This window comes from Acidobacterium sp. S8 (genome assembly GCF_009765985.1).
GTDB lineage: Bacteria > Acidobacteriota > Terriglobia > Terriglobales > Acidobacteriaceae > Alloacidobacterium.
Map to the genome: position 1 here is coordinate 72,146 of NZ_LMUM01000011.1, position 22,665 is coordinate 94,810.

Genomic DNA, 22,665 nt, shown 5'->3' on the forward strand with positions numbered 1-22,665 from the left:
GCGCGAAGAACCGCGAAAAACTGCAGGAAGTCAGCTACGGATACGATCAGCCGGATGGCGTTTTTCTCACTTCGCTGGATGCCGCGATTAACTGGATCCGCAAGAGTTCTGTGTGGCCGATGACTTTTGGCCTGGCGTGCTGCGCTATCGAGATGATGTCAATGGGAGCTTCCCGCTTCGATGTTGCCCGATTTGGCGCGGAGGTCTTTCGCCCCTCACCACGGCAATCCGATCTGATGGTGATTGCAGGCCGCGTGTCGCAGAAGATGGCGCCCGTAATCCAGCGCCTCTACGAGCAAATGCCAGAGCCGAAATGGGTAATCTCGATGGGAGCTTGCGCAACTTCCGGCGGTGTCTTTAACAACTATGCCCTTGTTCAGGGCGTCAATCAGGTTATTCCTGTCGACGTGTACGTGCCCGGATGCCCGCCACGTCCAGAGCAGTTGATCTACGCAATCACTCTTCTGCAAGAGAAGATTCAGCGGGAGCGGGGTAGTCTAAAACGCGTTTTGAACTTGCAATAACTGAAAAGATTCAATAATTTAGATTTGCACGAGCAGCATTAAGAGCAGATCATTCTACGCATTGTGTGGAACAGGTCTACCAAGTGGCTGTACTGTCAAGAATCATTCCGGTTTCTTCTAGTAACTGGAAAGGTGCTTATACGGCAGAGGGCCTATTTTCAGGCAACTTGTTGAAGAATTTGTGCTCTAACGTTACAAACGTGTGGTAATTTTTAATACCGTCGCAGTTTCGTCACTGGCATTGCGGTTCTGAATTTTCCGGGACGCTTGTCAGGCCTGATTTTTGGTTCAGCGTGACTTTTTAAAAAGTATGGTTTCGGAGGATAGACGCATGCAATCTCGTCCGTTAAGTTCCGTGAGCCGAATTCTGCTAGTTGGTTGTGCCGTGGGACTCGGAGCTTCGAGTCTTTTCGGGCAGAGTTCGACTCCAGCGCCGGCTGCCCCGGCTCAGCAACCAGTGTCCCGCATCGACGTATTTACGGGCTATTCCTACATTGCTCCTCACGGAACAGTGAATACGCCGCAACCGGATGGAACGACTTTCAGCGACCGGTACTCCTCGGTAGATCTCGGTGCCATTGGCAGCGTCGCATACTACTTCAACCGCTATTTTGGTGGTCAGGTAGAGTTTGGCGCACATCCTGATGGCCGAAATGATTCGGCGTACACGATTCAGGGTGGACCGATCTTCCGTTATCCCACCTCGGAGGGCATTACACCATTTGTTCACGCGCTTGCGGGTGCGGTGAAGCTTGGCGGCCCAAATGCTGAACCTTATGCCTACCATGTCACCACCTGGGGTCCAGCCCTTACGGTTGGCGGCGGCTTAGATTACAACCTGCCATTCTGGAATCATCATTTGGCTCTGCGTCTTTTCCAGGCTGATTACGAATATTGGCACGCTAACTTTGGCCCGCAACCTACAAGTGGTGGTCGCGCCAACGTCGACAGCGCGCGGCTCAGCACCGGTATTGTTTGGAAATTCGGCAATATCATTCCGCCTCCGCCGGTCCAGTACACCTGCTCGGCTAACCCGGCTACGGTATATCCTGGCGACCCAATCACCATTACTGGCACTGCTACCAACCTGAATCCCAAAAAGACGGCTACTTACAGCTGGTCCGGACAGGGTGTGACGGTCAAGGGCGATACGGCCACGGCCAATGTGGACTCTACTGGTCTGCAGCCTGGTAGCTATACCGTTACTGGCCATGTAAGCGAAGGTCAGAAGGTCGGCCAGTTCGCAGATTGCACAGCGAACTTCACAGTCAAGCAATATGAGCCGCCAACGGTTAGCTGCTCGGTCAATCCATCGAGCGTGAACCCCGGAGACAGCTCCACCATCACCGCAACTGGCGTCAGCCCTCAGAACCGTCCGCTAACCTATAGCTACACGGCATCTACTGGTTCCATCAGCGGCACCGGCAACACTGCGACACTGTCTACGGCGGGTGCGCCTGCAGGCACGATCACAGTGACGGCCAACGTCTCTGACGATAAGGGCCAGACTGCTTCCGGCACTTGCTCGGTAACGATCAATGCTCCGGCAGCTCCGGCACCGAAGACGCAGACGCTCTGCTCGATCAACTTTGATCGTGACAAGCGTCGTCCAGCTCGCGTTGACAACGAAGCCAAGGCCTGCCTCGATGATGTAGCGCTCAACGCGCAGCGCTCATCCGATGCCTCGGTCGTGGTAGTTGGCAACTCGACGGCAGAGGAACAGGCACCGCCGAAGGGCAAGAAGAAGCATGCAGCGACACCAGAGAACCTGGCGGCACAGCGTGCAGTCAACACGAAGGACTACCTGGTTAAGGAGAAGGGCATTGATGCCAGCCGTATCCAGGTCCGTACAGGCACCGCAGGCGCGAAGGAAGTGGAAAACTACCTCGTCCCGGCCGGCGCAACCTTCGACACAGACGTGCAGGGCACGACTGCAGTCGATGAGTCCACAGTGAAGGCCCAGCCCCGCAAGGCGCTTGGTACCAAACACCACGCGAAGAAGAAGTAAACCAAGTACGAAAGCGTGGTATTCCAGAAAGGCCAGCCGGGAAACCGGCTGGCCTTTACTTTTCGGGCTAGTCTGCATCGAATACAGGAGATAAACGCTGGCGAAATAACCGTTCGAGCGAATAGATTGTTAGCAGGACATTATGAAAAGCAAGCTACGGCAGGTTGGTCTCTTTGGAATTTGCATTTTTGCCGGGTTCTCTGGTCTCAATACCTTTGGTGAAAACCTTAACTGGATACCGGTAGGACCAAATGGCGGAGATGCGCGAAGTTTTGCCGTCGATCCGGCTGATTCGCAACATCTTTACATGGGCACTTTAACGAGTTGGATCTATCAGTCCACAGACGGCGGCAATAATTGGAAGCGGCTCTCAAAGCTCGGCGACGCTGATGATCTGGTCGTCGATAGTCTTCTGTCTGACTCAGCAGATTCAAAGACACTTTTTGCCGGTGTCTGGCAGGTCGACAAGCCTGCAGGCGGTATTTACATCAGCCATGACGGTGGAACGAGCTGGGCTGCAAGCCATGATATGGATGGGCAATCTGTACGCGCGCTGGCACAATCGTCGTCGAATCCAAAGATTCTGGTTGCCGGAACACTCAAAGGCGTATACCGGAGCGAAGATAAGGGGCTGCACTGGAAGGAGATAAGCCCTCCGGAGAACGCTGAAATTCATGAAGTCGAGTCGATTGCGATCGACCCATACCATCCCGAAGTGATCTATGCCGGCACCTGGCATCTTCCCTGGAAGACGAACGATGGGGGGGCCAGTTGGCACACCATCAAGCAGGGACTGATCGACGATTCCGATGTTTTTTCGATCATTATCGACCCGACCCGGCCAACTGTGGTTTATACAAGCGCATGCTCCGGTATCTACCGCAGTGAAAATGCGGGAGAACTTTATCGCAAGGTGCAAGGAATTCCTTCGACGGCGCGCCGCACGCGCGTACTGATGCAGGACCCATCCAACCGGAAAATAGTCTACGCTGGAACGACAGAAGGCCTCTACCGTACCTTGGATGACGGTGTGAACTGGTCCCGAATCACCGGGCCCGACGTTATCATTAACGACATCTACGTCAACCCTAAAGATCCACAACATGTACTGCTGGCCACGGATCGCAGCGGCGTCCTGCAAAGCAACGACGGAGGCACGACATTTACCGCGTCCAATGGAGGCTTCTCACAGCGCCAGGTTGCCTCAATTCTGGCCGATGCAAAACACGCGGGTACGATCTATGCGGGTGTAGTGAACGACAAAGTATATGGCGGGGTTTTTGCCACCGAAGATAGTGGAAAGACGTGGCAACAGCGCAGCCAGGGACTAGAGGGCCGCGACGTCTTTGCTCTTGCCCAGAGCGACGACGGCACGCTGCTGGCAGGAACGAGCCACGGTATCTTTCGTTGGAATGGAGCGGCGTGGACGCAGGACGGCAACCTGGTTACTTATACGGAAAAGGCCACATACAAAGTTACTCGCGGAAAGAAAACGAAGTCGGTCACACACGTTGCTCACCCGGGAAGCCCTATCGACTCGCGCGTGAGCGATATCAACACCGCCAGCTCAGTCTGGTTTGCTGCTGCCTCGGATGGAGTGTATCGGAGCGAAAATCAGGGGGCAGTCTGGACCGGGCCAGTGTTGAAGGGCGACAACTATCGTTACGTTTCAGCCAAGGATAATGTAGTGGTCGCGGCCAATCATCGGCAGTTGATGGTTTCGAATGACAGCGGTGTGACGTGGCACGAGATCACGCTTCCATCGAAGCTCTCCTATGTGCAGGCAGTGACGACGGCGCCGAAAGGCAGTCTCTGGGCTGGAGGGCGCGAAGGCCTGTTCTACAGCGAAGATCAGGGGCAAAGCTGGCAACAGCTGTCGACTCTTCCTCTGGCCGATATCAATGGTCTGCACTATAACCAGGAGATGGGACGCATCATAGTTACCTCCTGGCGTTCCACGCTGATTTTCGCCATAGATGAGAGCAGTAAGACATGGAAATGGTGGAATACTGGCTGGACAGTACGTTCAGTCCGGTCGTTGAATGGTCGTCTTGTAGCCGCTTCTCTCTACAATGGAGTTGTCGTGCAGCCTCAAACAGAAGAAGCTGCAGCAACGACTGCGGCCAGCGGCAAAGGTGCGCAGCCATAAGCATCCGCGAACTGTGATCAAACTGAGAACGTTTCAATCAACAGACCTGGAGACTCTGTACAGGATCGACCAGGTCTGTTTCCCACTGGGCATCGCTTATTCTAAAAGCGAATTGCGCTATTACCTCTGGCATCCCAAGGCCTTCACTGCGGTTGCTGAAGGCCCCGAAGGGATTGCCGGTTTCTGCACGGGCCAATCCTATCTGAAGGATGGCACTCGGGCGGGGCACATTATCACGATCGATGTGCTGCCGGAGGCGCGCAGGCAGGGAACGGGCCGCCTTCTCTTTTGCGCCGTCGAGGAGCATTTTCGCAAAGAAGCTGTCGATTCCATACATCTGGAAGTGGCCACTGATAATGAGGCAGCGCAGAAATTTTACAGCGCTATGGGATATGAGCGAATCGGTCGAATACCTGGCTATTACAACGGCAAGCTCGATGCAGTCGTGATGGAAAAGTTGTTTAGTGGAGAGTAGCGGCAGCTACTGCCGCGATCAACGCGGTTTTTTTGTCGTCCGTGATCGAGCCGGACGCCTTCCACAAAACCTGTCCACCCTTATCAACGAGGACGGCAACCGCCTGCTTTTCACCTTGAATCTCTAACGATTGGCGAAACTGCTGTTTGTTGACGTAAAGAGGAACGATCCAATGCCAGGTTTCTGGATCGGTTTCAACGCTGCGAAGTGAGGAATTGTCCCACCAGCGAAAGATCATGTTTTCCTGGTTTGAGACAGGCATCTTGTAATAGCGGAACTGAAAATTCATATGCTGAAGAGCCTGCGCCTCAGGCATCCAGCTTTCTATTTGATTGCTCTGTTCAGGCTCAAACGAGATCAAAAGCAGATTTACCTGGCCTTCAAATCCCGAGGGCAGAGTTATTTTTACTTTATCGAGGCTCTCTGTGGTGGTATCTGGAAACAATAGGGTGCTTGACGCATCTCTCTGCTGGGATGCGCGCGAAAAAGGCAGGAAAAAGAAGCAGAGACCCAGGAGAAAAAGCAATCGGGTGCGCTGGAGCAATCGGGAAACCTTAATCTACTGAATTATGAACTGTTCTTCTTGAGGCATAGTATCAGTGCGGCAAACTTGCGCGCTTGAGAAAGTTTAGCCGATGTGACTAGCTGAAAATTCAGCGCTTCGTCAGGCGATGGTCGCTCCCCATTCAGTCGGACTCAAATCGCGAACATGTTGCGAAAAAAGCCAGTGATGGCCGTCAAGATCCTCGACGCCGTATTGACGTTCTCCATAAATAGTCTCATGCAGGTCTTCTACGATTTTCGCACCTGTGGATTGCACTCTTGCGAAATGCGTATCCACGTCGTCCACAAAGATGGTGAGCGATTGCGTTCCACAACCAAGCTGTTTCGGAGTGCCGTGGCTGTCAGCCTGTTTGAGCATGAGGCAGGCCTTTCCCGCATACACTTGGGCACCGCTTACCGGCTCGCCGTATCGGTAGTGCTCTCTGAATCCAAATACGCGAGTGAGCCACGCGATAGCCGCGGTGATATCTGCATACATGACGTGAGGCAGCACGGTATCTATGGGCAGCGATCGGTTCGCGGTCATGCGAATCATTCTATGACGGCTCCTCACGGCACAAGGCCTGATTGCGATGAAAGCGCGCGAAGCTGCGCCAAGCCGGGGCATCTGTGACGGGATCACAACTCCTGACGCAAGCATTGGATTATCATAAGAGTGATGACTGCAGAGACGGCGTTTCCAATGGAGCGGCGGCCATTTGCCACCGACGATGCAAGACTTCAGCCGATTGCCGAGAAAGTATTCTCCGGCGAAAGGCTGAGCTTTGATGATGGTGTGGCTTTGTATCGCTCGCCGGATATTCTGGCTGTGGGTTGGCTGGCAAATTCCGTACGCGAAAAGCTGCACGGCAACATAGCATATTTCAACGTCAACCGACATATCAATCCCACGAATGTATGCGTGGCTGCCTGCCGTCTGTGTGCCTTTGGCCGCAAGAAGGATGCGCCGGGCTCGTACACCATGGCGCTCGAACAGGCGTACGAAACGGCTGCTTCCGGTTACAGCGAGGCTGTCACTGAATTTCACATTGTCGGTGGCCTGCATCCCGATCTCCCGCTCGAATACTTTATCGACCTTGTGAGTGGATTGAAGGAGCGATTCCCGCAGGTGCATATCAAGGCGTTCACAATGGTCGAGATCGCCTTCTTTGCCCGCCGTGCCAAGCTTTCTATCAAGGAGACCCTGGAGAAGCTGCGGGATGCGGGTGTTGACTCGATGCCGGGCGGTGGAGCAGAGATCTTTGCAGACCGCGTGAGGCACATCATCTGCGATCACAAGATCGATGGCGATGAATGGCTCGATACGGCGCGGATTGCGCATCAGATCGGGTTGAAGTCGAATGCCACGATGCTTTACGGCCACATTGAAAACGAGGAAGACCGCGTGGACCACCTGCTGCGCCTGCGCGCGTTGCAGGATGAGACGCATGGCTTCCAGACCTTCATTCCTTTGGCATTTCATCCGGACAACACGCCGCTGGAGCACCTGCCGCGCACGACCGGTCTCACCGATATCAAACAGATTGCCGTGAGCCGTCTGCTGCTCGACAACTTCCCACACATCAAGGCTTATTGGCAAATGATGACGGCGAAGATTGCGCAGATTTCGCTACGTTTTGGCGCGGACGATATCGATGGAACGGTGATCGAGGAAAAGATCTACCACGATGCGGGCGCGACAACGCCACAAGGCATGCGGCGGCAGGATCTCATGCGACTCATCCGCGAAGCCGGACGCGAACCGTTTGAGCGCGACACGCTATATCGCACGGTAACGCGGACCGAAGACACGTTTACGGTCGCAGTCTAACGGCCGGTTTTTATTGACAGGCTTCCGACGGCTGCTTCTGCAAAGGAACCAGTGGTTCAGGCTCAGCAAGCAGCTGGATCGATGAGGGGGCCTGAGGGGGCATCGTCTTTCGTTCGGCTGCCGCCTTGGCGCGTTCTGCCCGCTGCTTGCGTACCTCCCGTACAGCCACAAGTACCAGTCCGGCAAAGGTTGCGATCAATAAGCTGATCGCCGGCCAGCCGTGCAACTGCGGAACTTCGTTGTAAAGTAGCGCTAATCCCACGAAAACGAAGAAAACATGCGCGCAAAAGACGTGTAAAGACGCTTTTCCGAGCGTGCGGAACGGCTCGATATTAACGACGGGCAGAATGTATCGCCGCAACCAGTAGAAAACAATGGTGAATGTCACCAGGTTGATGACCCGCAGCGGGCCAATCTGCCACTTGTCGAGTTTCATGCCAAGCGCCTGCTGGGTCAGGTGTGGTCCCAGCCACTCATGGCGTATCCCGATAAAAAACAGGCAGATCATCGCACAAATGGCCACAACGTAGCCGGGAATGCGCTTGAGGGGAACGTCGTCCTGAGCGGATTTCGCGCCTAGCCACAGGCCCACGATCCAGACAGCCTGCCATGCGAAAAGATTGAAGGCGCCGGTTTCCTGAAGAGGGATAGGCAGATGTGTGACGCGGACGATGATGTTATGCACCAGGTCCCGCAGGCCGAATTGCGCAAATAGCCAGAAAACACCGCTGACGCCCAGGATTCTGCCCCACCCCCGCCGCGCCGCTGAAGATAAAACGATCGGCGTGAAAAAGAGGAAGATGACGTACATCGGCAGAATGTCGAGCAACGGCGGGCAATAGAGCAGCAGCACCGAGCCCACAATCGCCACAACCGGGTGCGCGAGATAGAAATCCAGCAGATTGTTGATCGCCGCCCGATGGGTGGTCACGGCATACGCGGCAGCCACAGTAAAAGCCAGAGCCAGCATCAACAGGTGATAGGCATAAACCCGCAGCGATCGCTTCCAGAGCTTTGCGCGCACCGCCAGACCATCTGACTCAGCCTGCCTGATGTAGACGCGGCTGACGAGCAATGCGGAAAGAAAGACAAAACCTTCCGCAGAAGAGACAAAACCGATCGGCTGGTTCACAAAATCGCTAAAACGGGTGGGAAGATGCGTCAACGTCATCCAGACGAGGAACAGGCCTCGGAGCGCATCAAGCTCGGGTCGTCTCTGCGGTTTGGGAAAATGCGCATTCAGCACGGAGTACTCAATTTGTGGGTGCTTCTCATTAGAACCCCATGCCGGTGAATGGGTTGCGCGGAGGAAGGAGGATCGCTTGATGGCCGCGAAAGTGGCGATGAATTTTTTCTCGATCTAAAGAATCTTTATATCAAGGTTTATGAAAACAGATGAAAAACGCAATTCGGATGGAATTCACCTCTGGCTGGTGCTTTGGAAGGCTTTCCGGTCTGTAGAAGCGCATGCCCACCGCCATATCTCTGAGTTCGGCCTGGGTTTGAGCGACTTCGGAGTGCTGGAAGTGCTGATGCACAAGGGACCGCAGACCGTGAAAGAGCTTGGAGCAAAGGTGATGCTCACCAGCGGTTCCATGACGGCAGCACTGGACCGGCTAGAGCGCCGTGATCTGATCGAGCGCACGGGGGATAAAGGAGATCGCCGGGTACGTGTAATCAAGCTGACGAGAGCGGGTGCTGCGCTGATTCGGGAAAGCTTTGAAGATCACAAGCAGGCGATGGAAGAGGCAGTGGCTGGCATTGGAGAGGAAGACCGTCGGGTGGCAATCGATCTGTTGCGGCGCATTGGTTTGCATGCCGTCGCACAACTCGAAAGCGCAGACAAAAATGTGGCCGTGAAGAACGGCAGAAAGAAGTAAAAAGGGGAAAAGACAATGACTGATTTAAAGAAAGTACTGAATGTTTATGGACCGGGATCGAATCACTGGGTTGGCGATGGTTTTCCCGTTCGCAATATGTTTCCGTCGAATGGTTTGAATGCCGAGATTAATCCGTTTCTAATGCTGGATTACGCGGGTCCATCGTATTTTGAGCCATCGAAGAAGTCCCACGGAGTTGGCGAGCATCCGCATCGCGGATTCGAAACGGTGACGATCGCCTACCAGGGAGCGGTGTCGCATCGCGATTCGGCCGGGAGCTCCGGCATCATCTTTCCCGGTGATGTGCAGTGGATGACAGCTGCGTCCGGTGTCGTGCATGAGGAGATGCACGAGAAGGAATTTGCGAAGAATGGCGGAACCTTCGAGATGATTCAGCTCTGGGTAAACCTGCCGAAAGAGATCAAGATGTCGGCACCTCGCTACCAGGGAATCACGAAGGAGCAGATTTCTACGGTTGATCTCGGCAACGGTTCCTATGCGAGAGTGATTGCCGGTGAGATGCGCGGCGTGCAGGGGGCTGCGACAACTTACACGCAACTGAACCTCTTTGATCTACGCCTGACAGCGGGCACCAAAGTGGAGTTGCAGATTCCCGACGGGCACAACAGTGCCATTTTTGTTTTGAAGGGCGATGTGACGCTGAACGACGCTACCTCGATCAAAGGCGAAGCGCGCATTGCCACACTTAGCCCGGAAGGCGATCGGATTGTGCTGGAGGCGAAGGAAGATTCGACGATTCTGGTGTTGAGCGGCGAACCGATCAACGAGCCTGTCTCTAGTTATGGTCCGTTCGTGATGAATACGACGAGATTATGCAGGCTGTGCGCGATTATAACGACGGCAAGATGGGGCATCTTGCATAAAAGGAATGCGCCGTCATTCTGAGAATCACAGCTGGATTGGCTGTGTACGAGATTCTTCGCTGCGCTCAGAATGACGGCTTTTTATTTTCAGTCGAATCTATTAATAAGCCGGGATACCGGTCACACTCTGACCGATGATGAGGGTGTGAATATCGTGAGTGCCCTCGTAGGTCTTTACCGACTCAAGATTCATCATGTGGCGCATGATCGGGTAATCGTCGGTGATGCCATTGCCGCCGAGAATATCGCGGGCCATGCGTGCACATTCGAGCGCCATCCAAACATTGTTGCGTTTGGCCATGGAGATATGCTCGAAACTGACCTTGCCTTCATCTTTCATGCGCCCTACTTGTAGAGACAGCAGCTGCGCCTTGCTGATCTCCGAAATCATCCATGTCAGCTTTTCCTGAACGAGTTGATGGCTGGCGATGGGCTGGTCGCGGAACTGCTTACGCAGCAACGAATATTGGAGTGCGGTGTCGTAACAGGACATCGCAGCCCCGATCGCTCCCCAGCTGATGCCGTAGCGTGCCTGGTTCAGGCACATGAGCGGCGACTTAAGGCCGCCGGTGCCGGGCATAAGATTTTTCGCTGGAACATGCACGTCCTGCAGCGAGAGCCCTGATGTCACCGACGCGCGCAGAGACCACTTTCCATGCACGTCATAGGCCGAGAAGCCGGGACGGTCGGTCTCGACCAGGAAGCCGCGCACGCGATCGTCTTCGTCTTCTACTTTCGCCCAGATGACCGCTACATCGGAAATTGTGCCCGAGGTGATCCACATCTTTTCGCCGTTCAGAACATACTCGTCGCCGACTTTGCGGGCGCGGGTGCGCATGCCGCCGGGATTCGACCCGAAGTCAGGCTCGGTCAATCCAAAGCATCCGAGCTTTTCGCCTTTTGCCAGCAGCGGAAGCCAATAATCTTTTTGCTCGTCTGAGCCGAATGTGAAGATCGGATACATGACCAGGGCCGACTGCACGCTAACGAAGCTGCGTACACCGGAATCTCCGCGTTCAAACTCCTGCATCACCAAACCGTATTCCACGTTCGACATGCCGGCGCAACCGTAGCCGTGCAGATTCGCGCCGAAGAAGCCAAGTTCGCCCATCTGGGGAACCAGTTCGCGTGGGAAACGGCCTTCGCGGTTGCATTCCTCGATGATGGGAATGAGATTATCTTCAATGAACTGGCGGGCGGTGTCGCGCGAGAGGCGCTCGTCTTCGTTGAGAAGTGCGTCGAAGCCGATAAAGTCGACTCCCTTGAACTTAAATGCCATTGTGACTGATTGCTCCGTTCTGAGGCTCAAACAATTCAGACTAGCAGAGCGGCAAGACGCTGAGCAAAACCGCCTCTCGGCTCGTTGATCTCGAAGGGCTTAACACTGCAAGCGGCTGTTATTTGTGGGCCATCGTTTCGAGTGAAGGCCGACCGTTCGTCGAACGCAACCAAAGCTCAATCGCAATGGTGTTGATGGAGAACCCGATCCAGAAAGCAATGCCAAAGAAATGTCGCGGAGTGAGATGGGTGAGGGAGCTGGTTGCAAAAAAGATTCCCATGACAGGCCTTGTCGTCGCGATGCCGAGCAGAATTGCAACAGCTCGCGTCATCCATTGCTGCCTTAGGATCGCTTCACCCTGTCTCCAATAAAGCCAGGCGCGGATAAGCGCAAAAAGGAAAAGAGTGTTGAAGAACAAAACAGCAGAGCGCTCGATCCAGCCGCCTACAGAGTAAGTGCTCATTGCATAAGCGGTGATGCCGACGATGACGCCGAGAGGAAAGAGCAGGCGCATAAGCCACGTCGCATGGGCAAAACGCGGAAAATAAGAGAGCGCGAGCAACAGAACAAATGCCAGAGCCGGCAGAATATGCGCCAGAGTCAATGCGGTATGCGAGGCGAAAGCTGCATCGAGGCCGGCCATTTGTGGCGGCCCGGACTGCGACGGATGAAGAAGCGCTACCACGCGCCGTAGAACCACAGCCACCGCGATGAAAATACAGATCCAGAACCCAATTCGCATAGCGGCGGGGAAACTACGCGCCTGCGGAAAGATACCGACTTTGGGTTCTGAAATGGAGCCTGAGTGCATTTACAAATCCCTCGATGCAGGCAGAATAATATTTAATTTTACAAATTGTAAAGTTAAATCTTTAACGCTAATATTCAGATTGTGAAGAAGGCAAAAGTACTGCCATGCAAGCGGCCCTACTCGCTGGGCAAACGGCTGGAATTGTCCGATAAAAAAAAGGCCAGGATATTGGCGGCTGCGCGTTTGCTACTGGAAAAAGACGGATTTCTGGCGCTTACTTTAGAGATTTTGGCGGGCGAAAGCGGCGTCACGAGGCAAACTGTTCACAATCTCTTTGGATCGAAGACAGGGGTACTCGAAGCGCTGTTTGATCAGATCGCCTTTAGCAGCGGCATGGAGCAGATGCGCAACGTGATGCAGCAGCCTGATCCTGACACCATGCTCGACGGATTTATCGGCGTTTTCAGTGCATTTTGGACGAAGAACAGGCTACTTTTCCGTCGTATTCATGGAATTGCCGCCATCGATCCGGAATTCGGCAGCGTACTTCTGGCGCGCAATCAGAGACGCCTTAGCGCAGCAACCCGGATTCTTAGTGTTCGGAGTTCGAAGACCGGGGAGAACTTCGCGGAGCAAACAGCACAAAGAGTCGCCGTCCTGCATGCTTTGAGTTCATTTGAGTTTTTCGATGCTCTCGCCGAAAGCTGCGGCAGCGCTGATCAGGCAGCTCGGCTGCTTCCTGGGCTCGTGAAGAAAGCTCTTGGTATGTAGCTCGTTTGGCCAGGCTAAGAAAGATATTCCTTCAAGAAGGGATCGTCAGAATGCACGAGTTCGTGCGTCGATCCATCAAAGACCAGCTTTCCTTCGTTCAGGACCAGAAAACTTGTCTGTGGATCGGATTGTCCTTCTGGCAGAGGCTCCATTTTATTTGCTTCACGATTGAAGCGATGCGATGCCAGAACGAAGGCGTCCTGTAGACGATGTGTGACCAGCAGGGAACTGGTGTGGTACACATCACGCTGCTTAATGACCAGCTCAATGATGGTGGTGGAGGTGATAGGGTCAAGGCCGCCGGTGGGCGAGTCGTAGAGAAGCAGATCGGGACGGCTGACGATAGCGCGCGCAATGGCAACGCGACGCCGCATGCCTCCTGAAAGCTCGGAAGGAAACTTATCGAGCGTATGTTCCAGTTCGACAAAGCGAAGTGCCTCGACCACGCGCTGATTGATTTCTTCTTCCGGTATGCGCTCCTCTATCAGGCGATAAGCGACATTATCCCGGACGGTGAGCGAGTCAAAGAGCGCGCCTTCCTGAAAGACGATACCGATACGCCCGCGCAGCGCGAAAAGCTGCTGTTCCGGCATGCTGCTGATCTCTTCGCCGAAAACGGTAATGCGGCCTGTGTCGGGGCGCATCAGTCCATCGGCCATCTTGAGCAGCACGCTTTTACCGACGCCGGCTGGTCCAAGCAAAACGCGCGTCTCGCCCGGTTTAACGGTGAACGAGATGTCATCGAGTACCGATTTGCCTTCAAAGCCGATCGAGACATGCTCAAACACGACAGCAGGTTCATCATCGGTGCGCTGGGGGATTTCCGGAGCAACGGCAGCCTGGCTCATATGCAGTCTTACCTTCCGAAGATTCCAATCATGAAACGGCTGATAACGAAATCGGAAGCAATGATGAGGACGGAAGAGACAACGACAGCCTGTGTCGTCGAACGGCCCACGCCCTGCGTGCCGCCGCGCGTTGTCATGCCGTAGTAGCAGCCAATGGTTGCGATAATGAGTCCGAAGATGAGCGGCTTGACCATGCCCTGTACCAGATCGGCGTAACGCAGCGATTGATAGGCGTTGTGGAAGTATTGAGAGCTGTCTTGTCCCAACAAAAAGACGGATACAGCCGCGCCGCCAAGTATGCCGATCGCGTCAGAAATAATGGTCAGGAAAAAAAGCATGACGACAGTGGCGACGATGCGCGGCATGACCAGCTTCTTGAGCGGATCGGTGCCTAGAGCGCGCATGGCATCAATTTGTTCTGTCACCATCATAGAGCCGAGTTCGCTGGCCATGCCCGAAGCGTTGCGACCCGAGACCATGAGACTGGTGAGAACGGGCCCCAGCTCTTTAATCATCGAAAAGCTGACTAGCTGCCCCGTGACTGCCGCCGCTCCGAATTGCGCGAGTGTGGAGGCAGATTGAAGAGCCAGCACGCCACCGGTAAAGAAGCCGGTGAGGATGACGATGGGAATCGATCCAACGCCAATGATGTCGGCCTGTGTGAAGATATCGGCGCCATAAAAAGGGCGCCGAAAGAGATTACTGAGAGCGCGGCCTGAGATCAGTGCATATTCCTGCACTGCGGTGACACCTTTTTTTGCGGCTCGATCCAGAGTAGCTATGGCCATGTTCAATTTATTCGCTTAAATGTGCGGGCGCGGCTTGCGGCTCACAGAGTGAGGGTACCATACGGGGCTTAGGCTAGCCTCCGCACTCTTATTCCTTCACCCGCTTCTTGATTTCAATATTCAGGCGTTTGATTTTCTGATTGAGGGTGGAAAGCGGAATGCGGAATTGCTCCGCCGCCTCGGTCTGGTTCCAGTTGCAGCGTTCCAGCTTATCGACGATGATACGCTTCTCGATGTCTTCGATGATGTCGAAGAGCGATGCATTCGGATTGTGCTCGAGCAGGCTCGAAGAGTAGCTGCGTCCCGTAAGGTGCCCTGGCAGCAGATCAGAGTGGATGGTTTGATTCGAAGACAAAACAACGCCGCGCTCGATGACATTTTCAAGCTCACGCACATTGCCCGGCCAGTCGTAATCGATGAGGGAGCGGATGGCGTCAGGTGAAAGCGAGCGGAGCGGCAAATTGTTCTCGTCCGAATAGCGCTTGAGGAAGTGCGTCGCCAGCAGAGGAATGTCTTCGCGGCGGTTGCGCAACGGCGGCAGGTCGACGGTGATGACATTGAGACGATAGTAGAGATCCTCGCGAAACTTGCCTTCGCGCACAGCCTGGCGCAGGTCGACATTGGTCGCGGTGATGATGCGCACATCGACCTGGATCTCCTGTGTGCCGCCAAGTTGCATGAAGCGGCGGTCCTGCAGCACACGCAGAATCTTCGCCTGCGTGTCCATGCCCATGGTGGCAATTTCATCGAGAAAGAGCGTTCCGCCGTTGGCGACCTCGAAGAGCCCCTTCTTTGTGGCAATGGCCGAGGTAAAAGAGCCTTTGATGTGGCCGAAGAGCGTCGATTCGAGCAGCTCCGAGGGCATGGCGCCAGTGTTAACCGGTACGAAGGGCTTGTCGCGACGCGGCGAGTTTGCATGTAGCGCCTTGGCGATCAGTTCTTTGCCGGTGCCGCTCTCGCCTTGAATGAGGATGGTAGAGCGGCTGGGCGCGACCTGCGCGACCAGATCGAAGATGCGCAGCATGGGATCGCTCTTGCCTACGATGTTTTCAAAGTTGTAACGCTGCTTGAGTGCTCGCTTGAGCTGAACATTTTCTTCTTCCGCGTGATAGCGGGCAATAGCCGAACGGATGTCAGCGAGAAGCTTTTCGTTATCCCAAGGCTTCTGAACAAAATTCTGCGCGCCGGTGCGGATCGCCTCGACGACGTTATCCACGGTTCCATAGGCGGTGATCATGATGACCGGCAGCTCCGGATGGCGCTCGCGTATGAGTTGCAGAATCTCGAGACCGTTCTTGCCGGGGAGCGCGAGATCGAGAAGTACGAGATCATAGCTGGCGTGATCGATGCGATCGAGGCCTGCGTCGCCTTCAGGCGCAGTTTCTATGGTGTAGCCTTCGAGCGTGAGCAATGTTTCCAGCGATTCACGGATCGCCGCTTCATCATCAATGATCAGGATGCGGTGCGCAGGTTCTGAATGGGAAGATGCGAGAGAGTGTGGGGCTGTTAGTGTGCCTTCAGACATGCGCAGGTTTCCTTAACATGGGGAATTCAAGCAGGAACGTCGTGCCGGTGCCAACCTGGCTTTCGACGTGAATCTTTCCGGCATGTTCCTGGATAATGCCGTAGGTGACAGCTAGACCCAGGCCGGTGCCGCGGCGTTCGCCTTGTTTGGGAGCGCTCTTTGTGGTGAAAAAAGGATCGTAAATTCGCTGCAGGTTCTCGGGTGTAATGCCGGAACCGCTGTCAGTAATCGAGACTGCTATATGGCCGTTGCTTTCCGTGGCGATGTGCAGCGTTCCGCCACCAGTCATCGCGTCCTTGGCGTTCAGGAATAAATTGAGGAACACCTGTTGCAGCTTACCTGCATTGCCGAGAATGGGCGGGAGGTTCGGGGCAAGTTCCATCATGGCGCTGACTTGCGCCGTCTTGAACTGGTGCTCAAGCAGCGACAATGTTTCGCGAATGATGGCGTTCAGGTCTGTCTCGCGGAACTCGGTGCTGCTGGTGCGCGAGAAATTGAGCAAACTATTGACGATCTCTGAGGCGCGGAATGTCTGCGTGGTGATCTTTTCGAGCAGAGGCGAAAGGCGCTCGTCTCCCCGCAGCTGCTTAGTCAGCATCTGGGTGTAGGAGGAGATGACTGCGAGCGGTGTATTGACTTCGTGCGCCACTCCGGCGGCGAGCAACCCGATCGAGGATAGCTTCTCGGCCTGGCTCAGCTGCGACTCCAGTTCCGTGCGCTCGGTGATGTCGTCGAGAAGAATGATACGGCCCACGGTGACGAAATGGCGCGAGATCAGAGGCGCTACCGCAATATTGGCGGTGCGGGCTTCGCCTTCGCGCATTTCCAGCCGGAATTTATAGAAATTATGCACACCCGGCTCATCCTTGACGCGCTGAAACTCCTGCATGAAGGATGGCGGAAAGATCTCGGAAAGATGCTTTCCTAATGCTTCCCGGCGTGGCAGAGCGCAGAAGACTTCCATCTGCGCGTTCCAGCTTTCGATACGATCCTCGAGATCAATGGCCAGGATGCCGACGTTGATGGATTCGACGATGTTCTCGTTGAATTCCTTCAGGCGCTCATATTCAGAGATTTTTTGTTCGAGGCTTTGATAAAGGCGGGCATTCTGGATAGCGATACCGATGTAGGATGCCAGCGATTCGAGCAACTCCATATCTTCGCTCGAAAGGAAATCCCCATCAGTGGTGCGGCCGAGGCCGATGACGGCAATTGTCCGGTCCTGCAGTCTACAAGGCAGGTAATAGTTGAGGTCGAGTGCCGCGGTCGTGCCGCGTTCAGTATCGGTAAGGTGGAGCGCCTGCTGCGGATTTTCAAGGAAGATATGCGAACCGGCACCGGGCTGGTCGAAATCAAAAAAACGAAGATTGAGCGGCTCTTTCCCTTCCAGAACAGATGGCTGCAATCCATGACCCGCCGCGAGGTGGTAGGCTCCGTTTGGTTCTGCCAGAAAAACGGCCACACGCGAGACGAGCAGCGTATGCGGCAGCCGTTCCACAATCGAGCGGAGCAGCGCGCTCAGATCGGTCTGTGAGCTGAGTCCTCTACCAAATTCGATCAGCGTTTCGCGGTAATCGTAGCGCTTGCGGTCGAAGAGTCGATCCACACGGTCCTGAATACCGCGCTTCAAAGGATCGAAGAGCTGCGCGGTGATAATGATGGCTATAATGAGGCCCCAGGTTCCGGCGCTGGGCAACTGCTTGCGGACGACCTCTCCGGCGAGGGCAACGAGGCCGAAATAGAAGGCAACAAGTGTGGCAGTCGCAAGCGTGTAGGAGACGCCGCGTTTGAAGATCAGGTCTGTGTCCATCAGCCGGTAGCGGATGATGGCCCAACTGAATGTCAGCGGCAGAAAAACCAATGCTAAAACCGCGACCTTGGTGAGCAGGTCTGGAACCTGCCAGTCCGCCATATAAGGAATGGCTGACAGGACAGTAAACGGAGTGACGGCCAGCAGCGTGCCCCGGGTAAGCCATTTCAACTGCTGACGGCGCAACGGCTGGTCTTCCTGGCGATAGCGGACGAAGAAGAGGATGGCCGAAAGAACGTAATAGAGGGCCTGGTAGCCGACCGTAATCTGGTCGAGGCGGTGCTGCAAGAGCGCAGTTGCCGACCAGAACTGCATGGCAAAAAGCTGCAGGGCAATGACCAGGCAGCCAGGCAGATAGGTGAAGACAATGAGCCAGCGGTGAACGCGGCGGCGCTCAGAAAAAACTTCGGCAAAGTGTAGGAACAGCGCAGGTTGTAGTGCGCCTGCGATGATGTTTCCCCAGAAAATGACCTGATCGAGCGCGTTCAGCTTGCCCGTGTACTTGAAGGCATATAGAACGAAAGAAGCAAGGCAGAAAATGTAAAAGTGAGTCGCATGCTGCGCCGTCCAGCGTCGGAAAAGGACATAGAGTCCTATGCCCAGATAGACCAACGCAATGAGGCGGAACCCCTGGTTGTTACTCCGGTCGAGCGGCGCAAGAATCAGCGGTACTTCCGGCAGCTTTACCCCGGAACGGATCACAGTGTAGTGGATAGTGCCGTAGGCGCCAGTGAGAAGCATTTGCCGAGCCAGGGAAGCGGAGCGTGCAAGAGGCCGGTCATTGGCCTGAACGAGCAGATCTCCGGCCTTAATTCCGGCGCGTTCTGCAGGGCTGTTCGACAGCACTCGCTGGGCCTGCAATCCGCCGTCGGCTTCCGTCCACCAGACGCCGTCGGTGGGCAGGGGATAATTATTTTCCTGGATGTAATTGAAGGTGGCAAAAATACCCGCGGCTACAGTGAAAAAGGCCAGCAGTAGAACTGTAATCCGGGTTTGCAGCGACCTTTCCATGTGTGTTCAGCGAGGATGAGACGGGTACGTTGAGTTTCTAAGCAAATCCATTGCCAAGATGGCAGTTGAAGGACATGCCGCTTGTACGACCAGTATACCTTTGATTCGGCGCAGGATACAGAATTTCGTGTGGGCAGAAATTACACATGTAACGAGAGTTAGCGCTGCGCAGATGAATTTTTCAATATCTTTCTATGGAAAATTGTATTATTCAGGCTTGGCTGGAAACGTTGTCATTGCGCCTTTTTAATTGCCGAAGCATCTATTTAGGCCAGCTTTTCTTCTTAAAAATTGTTTAATATTGTGTGAATTTGGCGAATTTTGAGCGCATTTAAGAGAGGATAAACGATGGCTTTGGCGACATGGATGCTGGCCGAAAGCCCGACCATTGAGGAATTGGCTTTGCCGGTGGATGACCACCGGATGTATTACCTCCGGGCGGGAAATGGTCCTGCGCTTATCCTGCTGCATGGTCTGCTCGGATCGGCCGAGGCTTGGTATCCTTGTATCCCGAAATTGGCAGAAAATTCGACTGTTTACGCGCCGGACGCTTTGGGCATCGGAAAGTCGGAGCGTGTTCCTGATCTGGATGCGAGCCTCACGGCGCATGTGGACCGCGTAGAGAAGTTTCTCCGCAAAGCAGGCATTGAAAAGGCGGATTTTGTCGGCACCTCGCACGGCGGGGCAGTGGCTATGATGATGGCTGCGCGGTATCCGCATCGGGTACGCAGTCTGCTTCTCCATGCCCCTGCGAACCCTTTTTCGACCGCTTCCGACCCGTTAGTCCACTTTTACCGGTCGCCTCTGGGACATTGGTTCGCGCAGCAGGTTCCGTATCTGCCCGAAAAATTGCAAGAACTGGCGCTCGGCCGGATGTACGGGAATAGTCAACTGGTTCGCCATGACGTGCTGCAGCGTTACATGAACTCGCTGCGGGTTCCCGGTACCGTCCAGCATGTGATGAACATGATCGACGGCTGGTTCGAAAACATGAAAACGCTGGCGGCCGCACTGGACGGGATGCAGAAGGTACCCGCGTTACTGCTTTGGGGCACCCGGGACAGGGCGGTCACGTTGGAATCCGGTCGCGTGCTCGAAAAGAAGCTGGGCGCAGAAATGGTTATCCTGCCGGGGGTAGGTCACCTGCCACACGACGAAGCGCCGCTTACCTTTGCGGATGCGATCAATGAATTCCTGCACAAGCTCAACCGCTGCGGTCAACCATCGGGACCGAAGCTCGTACAGCGTTATTAGGTTTCAGTGAGAATGATCTTCGGCCTTATTCGGCCGGGTCGCCCAGAGAATTCCTACGATAAAAATTGTTGCAAACGAGCCGATCGCCAAGAGTGCCATCATTTCTCCGTGTAACTTGCGTTAGCAGTGCGAGTTAAATTGCATTTTCGAGTAAGTTAAGAGCCTATCAAAAGACTCTCCAATGCGTCGAGTCCGTTTCTGGCGGCCGCAATTTGAGCAGATTTCACGCACGGGATATTGTTTTGAAAATCAGAAATGAACTTCAGCGAACGGCGAGAAGAATTCGCAGGTCGCGAAGGTTGTTCTCGGTGGGGCCGGTGACGATTGTGTCGCCCAGAGCGCTGAAGAGTGGGCAGCTATCAAAGCGGGCGAGATTTGACTCGGGGTCGAAATGGTATGCGCGCGCGCGTGCGATTGTGGTGGTATCAGCAGTGGCGCCGGCAGCCGGGCTGTTGCCGTCGATTCCATCCGAACCGGCGCTGAAAACGGCGAGAGGCTGATTTTCATACTTTGCCAGATCGAAGGCTGACGCGAGTACGAACTGCTGGTTGCGACCACCGCAGCCGGGCTGAGGTCCGAGTTGCACCGTCACTTCGCCGCTCGATAAAAGGCAGAGGCGCGGATGCTCGGCGCGCAACTCGTGAAAGCGTTTGAGCAGATAACGGGAGGCGTCGGCGTAGTCCCAGTCGTCGCAGGTATTGTCGATAACGACGCGGAAGCTGAGTTCTCGGGCGCGGTCCCGCGCTGCATTTACGAAATCGTGGTTTGAAAGCAGAGTGTCAAACTGCGAGTGCGCGAATGCCGCGTCCGCTCCTGTGCTGTGTGTTTCTGCAGATATCTCGGGAGACAGTGATTCAAAGTAGTCGCGCACGGCGGCTGGAAATTTTTCCAGCAGATGATAACGCTGGAGAATCTCGGCGCAATCCATCGTCGTAGATTGATCGGGCAAGGTGGGAGAGGACGCGACGGCGCCGAGGTCTTTAAGCGGAACGTCAGCGAGGAGCAGCGATAGCTTTTCCGCGTCGGGCGCTGCCAGAGCAAGCCTGCCGCCTTTGACGGCGGAGAAGTATTTGCGCACCGTATTGATTTCAGTAATGGTCGCGCCCGAGGCGATGAGCGTTTCGTGAAATGCGATGGTGTCATCGAGCGAAATCTTCGGATTACGCGGCAGCTCCATCATGGCGGAGCCGCCTCCGCTGATGAGAAAAAATACAAAGGTATCTTTGCGCGCGCGTTTCAACAACTTCAACGTAGCTTCCGCGGCGGCAAATGAATCCTCGTTCGGTAAGGGGTGGCCGCCGGTAAAGTAGCGTATGCGCCAGTTGCGCTTTTTGGGCGATGTGGGTGCGGAACAAACGCCACGTATGTGAAGCTTTTTCGGTAAACGCTCGAGCAATGCGTTGAGCATGCTCATGCCTGCTTTACCGAAAGAGATCACAAAGATCTTCTTGTACCGGTCCAGTGGAATGGAAACTGGTTTCAGCGCAGTGGAGGGATGTCGGATCAGAGTGGTGCCATCGAAATGAAGGTGGCGATCAAAGGCTTTGCCGATATCGCAGGCGTCGAGCGCATGGTGAAAGATGTCCTGCGCTGCCGTGTGCAGTTGTTCGAGTTGTGTCGCCGCGTCAGAGGACATGGAAGTGGGTTTGCAGCCAGTTGCGCATCGAAGACTGTACGCGATCCAGTTTACCTATGAAGAAGTGCTCCGCATCATCGACCCATACCACTTCTTTTGGCTCAGCAGCTGTATGCAGGACCTCCTGCAACTGTTTCTTTGGCCCAAACTGATCGTTTGTGCCGCTAATGAAAAGCTTTGGCTGCCGGCAGGAAGCGAGAAATTTGTAGTGATAATCGCGGCCTTCGGCGTGGACTGGCAATCCGAGCGCGATCATTCCTTTGACGCGATCATCGCCACAGCAAGCACGCAGGCTCATGGCTGCTCCGAAGGAAAATCCTGCCGACAGGATGGGGAGCTGAAATTCCCGCGTGAGCCAGTCGAGCGCTGCGCGCACATCCTCCTGCTCGCCGCGTCCGTCATCGTGTGAACCCTCGCTTAATCCAGTGCCGCGAAAATTGAATCGCAATACCGGGAGGCCGAGCGACTGGAAGACCTTCATGGCGTGATAGACGACTTTGTTGTGCATGGTGCCGCCGCCAAGCGGATGCGGGTGGCATACGAGTGCGGCATAGGGTGCATTGGCAGCGCCAGCATTGAGAATCGCTTCGAGCCTGCCTGCAGGTCCATACAGATCTTCGATGGTGCGGAGCACGGCGGAACCGGAAGAAATCGTAGACATCGTTCTTAAACATTGTAGCGGTTCTGTTCCCGTGGGC

General features: G+C 54.8%; 20 protein-coding genes. 9 read left to right on the forward strand and 11 right to left on the reverse strand.

Annotated elements, in window-relative coordinates; all coding sequences use genetic code 11:
* Positions 1 to 20: 20 nt before the first annotated feature.
* From GSQ86_RS02885 to GSQ86_RS02900, 4 genes are all read left to right on the forward strand, one after another.
* Entirely contained in the window at positions 21 to 524 is a 504-nt protein-coding gene (locus GSQ86_RS02885) for an NADH-quinone oxidoreductase subunit B (RefSeq protein WP_371720066.1), read from the forward strand.
* A 331-nt stretch (positions 525 to 855) separates the two neighbouring features.
* Positions 856 to 2,532, forward strand: coding sequence for a hypothetical protein (locus GSQ86_RS02890; protein ID WP_158748461.1), 1,677 nt, complete (start codon positions 856 to 858; stop codon positions 2,530 to 2,532).
* A 142-nt stretch (positions 2,533 to 2,674) separates the two neighbouring features.
* Positions 2,675 to 4,681 (forward strand): transcriptional regulator, encoded by a 2,007-nt coding sequence (locus tag GSQ86_RS02895; RefSeq protein WP_254062099.1) that lies wholly within the window; start codon positions 2,675 to 2,677, stop codon positions 4,679 to 4,681.
* A 13-nt stretch (positions 4,682 to 4,694) separates the two neighbouring features.
* Complete coding sequence (locus tag GSQ86_RS02900; protein ID WP_158748462.1) at positions 4,695 to 5,156, forward strand: N-acetyltransferase; 462 nt, start codon at positions 4,695 to 4,697, stop codon at positions 5,154 to 5,156.
* Here the strand turns inward: GSQ86_RS02900 and GSQ86_RS02905 are convergent.
* Complete coding sequence (locus tag GSQ86_RS02905) at positions 5,143 to 5,601, reverse strand: hypothetical protein (RefSeq protein ID WP_158748463.1); 459 nt, start codon at positions 5,599 to 5,601, stop codon at positions 5,143 to 5,145. The two genes, GSQ86_RS02900 and GSQ86_RS02905, sit on opposite strands and share 14 nt — an antisense overlap.
* 219 nt (positions 5,602 to 5,820) lie before the next feature.
* A complete protein-coding gene (locus GSQ86_RS02910) occupies positions 5,821 to 6,246 on the reverse strand; it encodes a glyoxalase/bleomycin resistance/extradiol dioxygenase family protein (RefSeq protein ID WP_216840985.1) in 426 nt (141 codons plus the stop codon).
* Between the two features lie 132 nt (positions 6,247 to 6,378).
* Here GSQ86_RS02910 and mqnE point away from each other — a divergent pair, with 132 nt between their 5' ends.
* Entirely contained in the window at positions 6,379 to 7,530 is a 1,152-nt protein-coding gene (gene mqnE / locus GSQ86_RS02915; RefSeq protein ID WP_158748465.1) for an aminofutalosine synthase MqnE, read from the forward strand.
* Between the two features lie 10 nt (positions 7,531 to 7,540).
* On the opposite strand, the gene opgC is transcribed toward mqnE, so the two are convergent.
* Positions 7,541 to 8,776 carry an OpgC domain-containing protein gene (gene opgC / locus GSQ86_RS02920; RefSeq protein ID WP_158748466.1) on the reverse strand — a complete coding sequence of 412 codons (1,236 nt, stop codon included), beginning with the start codon at positions 8,774 to 8,776 and terminating at the stop codon, positions 7,541 to 7,543.
* Positions 8,777 to 8,915: 139 nt separating this feature from the next.
* Between opgC and GSQ86_RS02925 the strand changes: the two genes are divergently transcribed.
* Positions 8,916 to 9,410, forward strand: coding sequence for a MarR family winged helix-turn-helix transcriptional regulator (locus tag GSQ86_RS02925; RefSeq protein ID WP_158748467.1), 495 nt, complete (start codon positions 8,916 to 8,918; stop codon positions 9,408 to 9,410).
* Between the two features lie 15 nt (positions 9,411 to 9,425).
* On the forward strand, positions 9,426 to 10,316 hold the full coding sequence (locus GSQ86_RS02930) for a pirin family protein (protein WP_216840986.1): 891 nt from the start codon (positions 9,426 to 9,428) through the stop codon (positions 10,314 to 10,316).
* Between the two features lie 78 nt (positions 10,317 to 10,394).
* On the opposite strand, the gene GSQ86_RS02935 is transcribed toward GSQ86_RS02930, so the two are convergent.
* Together GSQ86_RS02935 and GSQ86_RS02940 are read right to left on the reverse strand one after the other, a co-directional pair.
* Complete coding sequence (locus tag GSQ86_RS02935) at positions 10,395 to 11,573, reverse strand: acyl-CoA dehydrogenase family protein (protein ID WP_158748468.1); 1,179 nt, start codon at positions 11,571 to 11,573, stop codon at positions 10,395 to 10,397.
* A 118-nt stretch (positions 11,574 to 11,691) separates the two neighbouring features.
* Positions 11,692 to 12,384, reverse strand: coding sequence for a DUF2306 domain-containing protein (locus GSQ86_RS02940; protein ID WP_254062100.1), 693 nt, complete (start codon positions 12,382 to 12,384; stop codon positions 11,692 to 11,694).
* A gap of 81 nt (positions 12,385 to 12,465) precedes the next feature.
* Here GSQ86_RS02940 and GSQ86_RS02945 point away from each other — a divergent pair, with 81 nt between their 5' ends.
* Positions 12,466 to 13,095 carry a TetR/AcrR family transcriptional regulator gene (locus GSQ86_RS02945; RefSeq protein ID WP_158748469.1) on the forward strand — a complete coding sequence of 210 codons (630 nt, stop codon included), beginning with the start codon at positions 12,466 to 12,468 and terminating at the stop codon, positions 13,093 to 13,095.
* Positions 13,096 to 13,109: 14 nt separating this feature from the next.
* On the opposite strand, the gene GSQ86_RS02950 is transcribed toward GSQ86_RS02945, so the two are convergent.
* The 4 genes from GSQ86_RS02950 to GSQ86_RS02965 form a co-directional block, all read right to left on the reverse strand.
* Positions 13,110 to 13,943 (reverse strand): ABC transporter ATP-binding protein, encoded by an 834-nt coding sequence (locus GSQ86_RS02950; protein WP_158748470.1) that lies wholly within the window; start codon positions 13,941 to 13,943, stop codon positions 13,110 to 13,112.
* An 8-nt stretch (positions 13,944 to 13,951) separates the two neighbouring features.
* On the reverse strand, positions 13,952 to 14,731 hold the full coding sequence (locus GSQ86_RS02955) for an ABC transporter permease (protein WP_158748471.1): 780 nt from the start codon (positions 14,729 to 14,731) through the stop codon (positions 13,952 to 13,954).
* An 88-nt stretch (positions 14,732 to 14,819) separates the two neighbouring features.
* Positions 14,820 to 16,256, reverse strand: a complete 1,437-nt coding sequence (locus tag GSQ86_RS02960) for a sigma-54 dependent transcriptional regulator (protein WP_158748472.1) — start codon at positions 16,254 to 16,256, stop codon at positions 14,820 to 14,822.
* A complete protein-coding gene (locus GSQ86_RS02965; protein WP_158748473.1) occupies positions 16,249 to 19,077 on the reverse strand; it encodes an ATP-binding protein in 2,829 nt (942 codons plus the stop codon). Before GSQ86_RS02965 ends, GSQ86_RS02960 begins: the two co-directional genes overlap by 8 nt.
* 348 nt (positions 19,078 to 19,425) lie before the next feature.
* Here GSQ86_RS02965 and GSQ86_RS02970 point away from each other — a divergent pair, with 348 nt between their 5' ends.
* Positions 19,426 to 20,331 (forward strand): alpha/beta fold hydrolase, encoded by a 906-nt coding sequence (locus tag GSQ86_RS02970; protein ID WP_158748474.1) that lies wholly within the window; start codon positions 19,426 to 19,428, stop codon positions 20,329 to 20,331.
* 262 nt (positions 20,332 to 20,593) lie between these two features.
* Here GSQ86_RS02970 and GSQ86_RS02975 read toward each other — a convergent pair whose 3' ends face one another.
* Positions 20,594 to 21,967, reverse strand: a complete 1,374-nt coding sequence (locus tag GSQ86_RS02975; RefSeq protein ID WP_158748475.1) for a glycerate kinase — start codon at positions 21,965 to 21,967, stop codon at positions 20,594 to 20,596.
* Positions 21,957 to 22,628 carry an alpha/beta hydrolase gene (locus tag GSQ86_RS02980; protein WP_158748476.1) on the reverse strand — a complete coding sequence of 224 codons (672 nt, stop codon included), beginning with the start codon at positions 22,626 to 22,628 and terminating at the stop codon, positions 21,957 to 21,959. The genes GSQ86_RS02975 and GSQ86_RS02980 overlap by 11 nt, the downstream gene beginning before the upstream one ends.
* Positions 22,629 to 22,665: the final 37 nt, after the last annotated feature.

What these genes read in the sequence shown, in the direction of transcription:
- GSQ86_RS02890 (WP_158748461.1), top strand. Translation starts at nt 856, where the DNA reads ATGCAATCTCGTCCGTTAAGTTCCGTGAGCCGAATTCTGCTAGTTGGT.
- GSQ86_RS02895 (WP_254062099.1), top strand. Translation starts at nt 2,675, where the DNA reads ATGAAAAGCAAGCTACGGCAGGTTGGTCTCTTTGGAATTTGCATTTTT.
- GSQ86_RS02910 (WP_216840985.1), bottom strand. Translation starts at nt 6,246, where the DNA reads ATGACCGCGAACCGATCGCTGCCCATAGATACCGTGCTGCCTCACGTC.
- mqnE (WP_158748465.1), top strand. Translation starts at nt 6,379, where the DNA reads ATGACTGCAGAGACGGCGTTTCCAATGGAGCGGCGGCCATTTGCCACC.
- GSQ86_RS02925 (WP_158748467.1), top strand. Translation starts at nt 8,916, where the DNA reads ATGAAAACAGATGAAAAACGCAATTCGGATGGAATTCACCTCTGGCTG.
- GSQ86_RS02930 (WP_216840986.1), top strand. Translation starts at nt 9,426, where the DNA reads ATGACTGATTTAAAGAAAGTACTGAATGTTTATGGACCGGGATCGAAT.
- GSQ86_RS02935 (WP_158748468.1), bottom strand. Translation starts at nt 11,573, where the DNA reads ATGGCATTTAAGTTCAAGGGAGTCGACTTTATCGGCTTCGACGCACTT.
- GSQ86_RS02940 (WP_254062100.1), bottom strand. Translation starts at nt 12,384, where the DNA reads ATGCACTCAGGCTCCATTTCAGAACCCAAAGTCGGTATCTTTCCGCAG.
- GSQ86_RS02950 (WP_158748470.1), bottom strand. Translation starts at nt 13,943, where the DNA reads ATGAGCCAGGCTGCCGTTGCTCCGGAAATCCCCCAGCGCACCGATGAT.
- GSQ86_RS02955 (WP_158748471.1), bottom strand. Translation starts at nt 14,731, where the DNA reads ATGGCCATAGCTACTCTGGATCGAGCCGCAAAAAAAGGTGTCACCGCA.
- GSQ86_RS02960 (WP_158748472.1), bottom strand. Translation starts at nt 16,256, where the DNA reads ATGTCTGAAGGCACACTAACAGCCCCACACTCTCTCGCATCTTCCCAT.
- GSQ86_RS02965 (WP_158748473.1), bottom strand. Translation starts at nt 19,077, where the DNA reads ATGGAAAGGTCGCTGCAAACCCGGATTACAGTTCTACTGCTGGCCTTT.
- GSQ86_RS02970 (WP_158748474.1), top strand. Translation starts at nt 19,426, where the DNA reads ATGGCTTTGGCGACATGGATGCTGGCCGAAAGCCCGACCATTGAGGAA.
- GSQ86_RS02975 (WP_158748475.1), bottom strand. Translation starts at nt 21,967, where the DNA reads ATGTCCTCTGACGCGGCGACACAACTCGAACAACTGCACACGGCAGCG.
- GSQ86_RS02980 (WP_158748476.1), bottom strand. Translation starts at nt 22,628, where the DNA reads ATGTCTACGATTTCTTCCGGTTCCGCCGTGCTCCGCACCATCGAAGAT.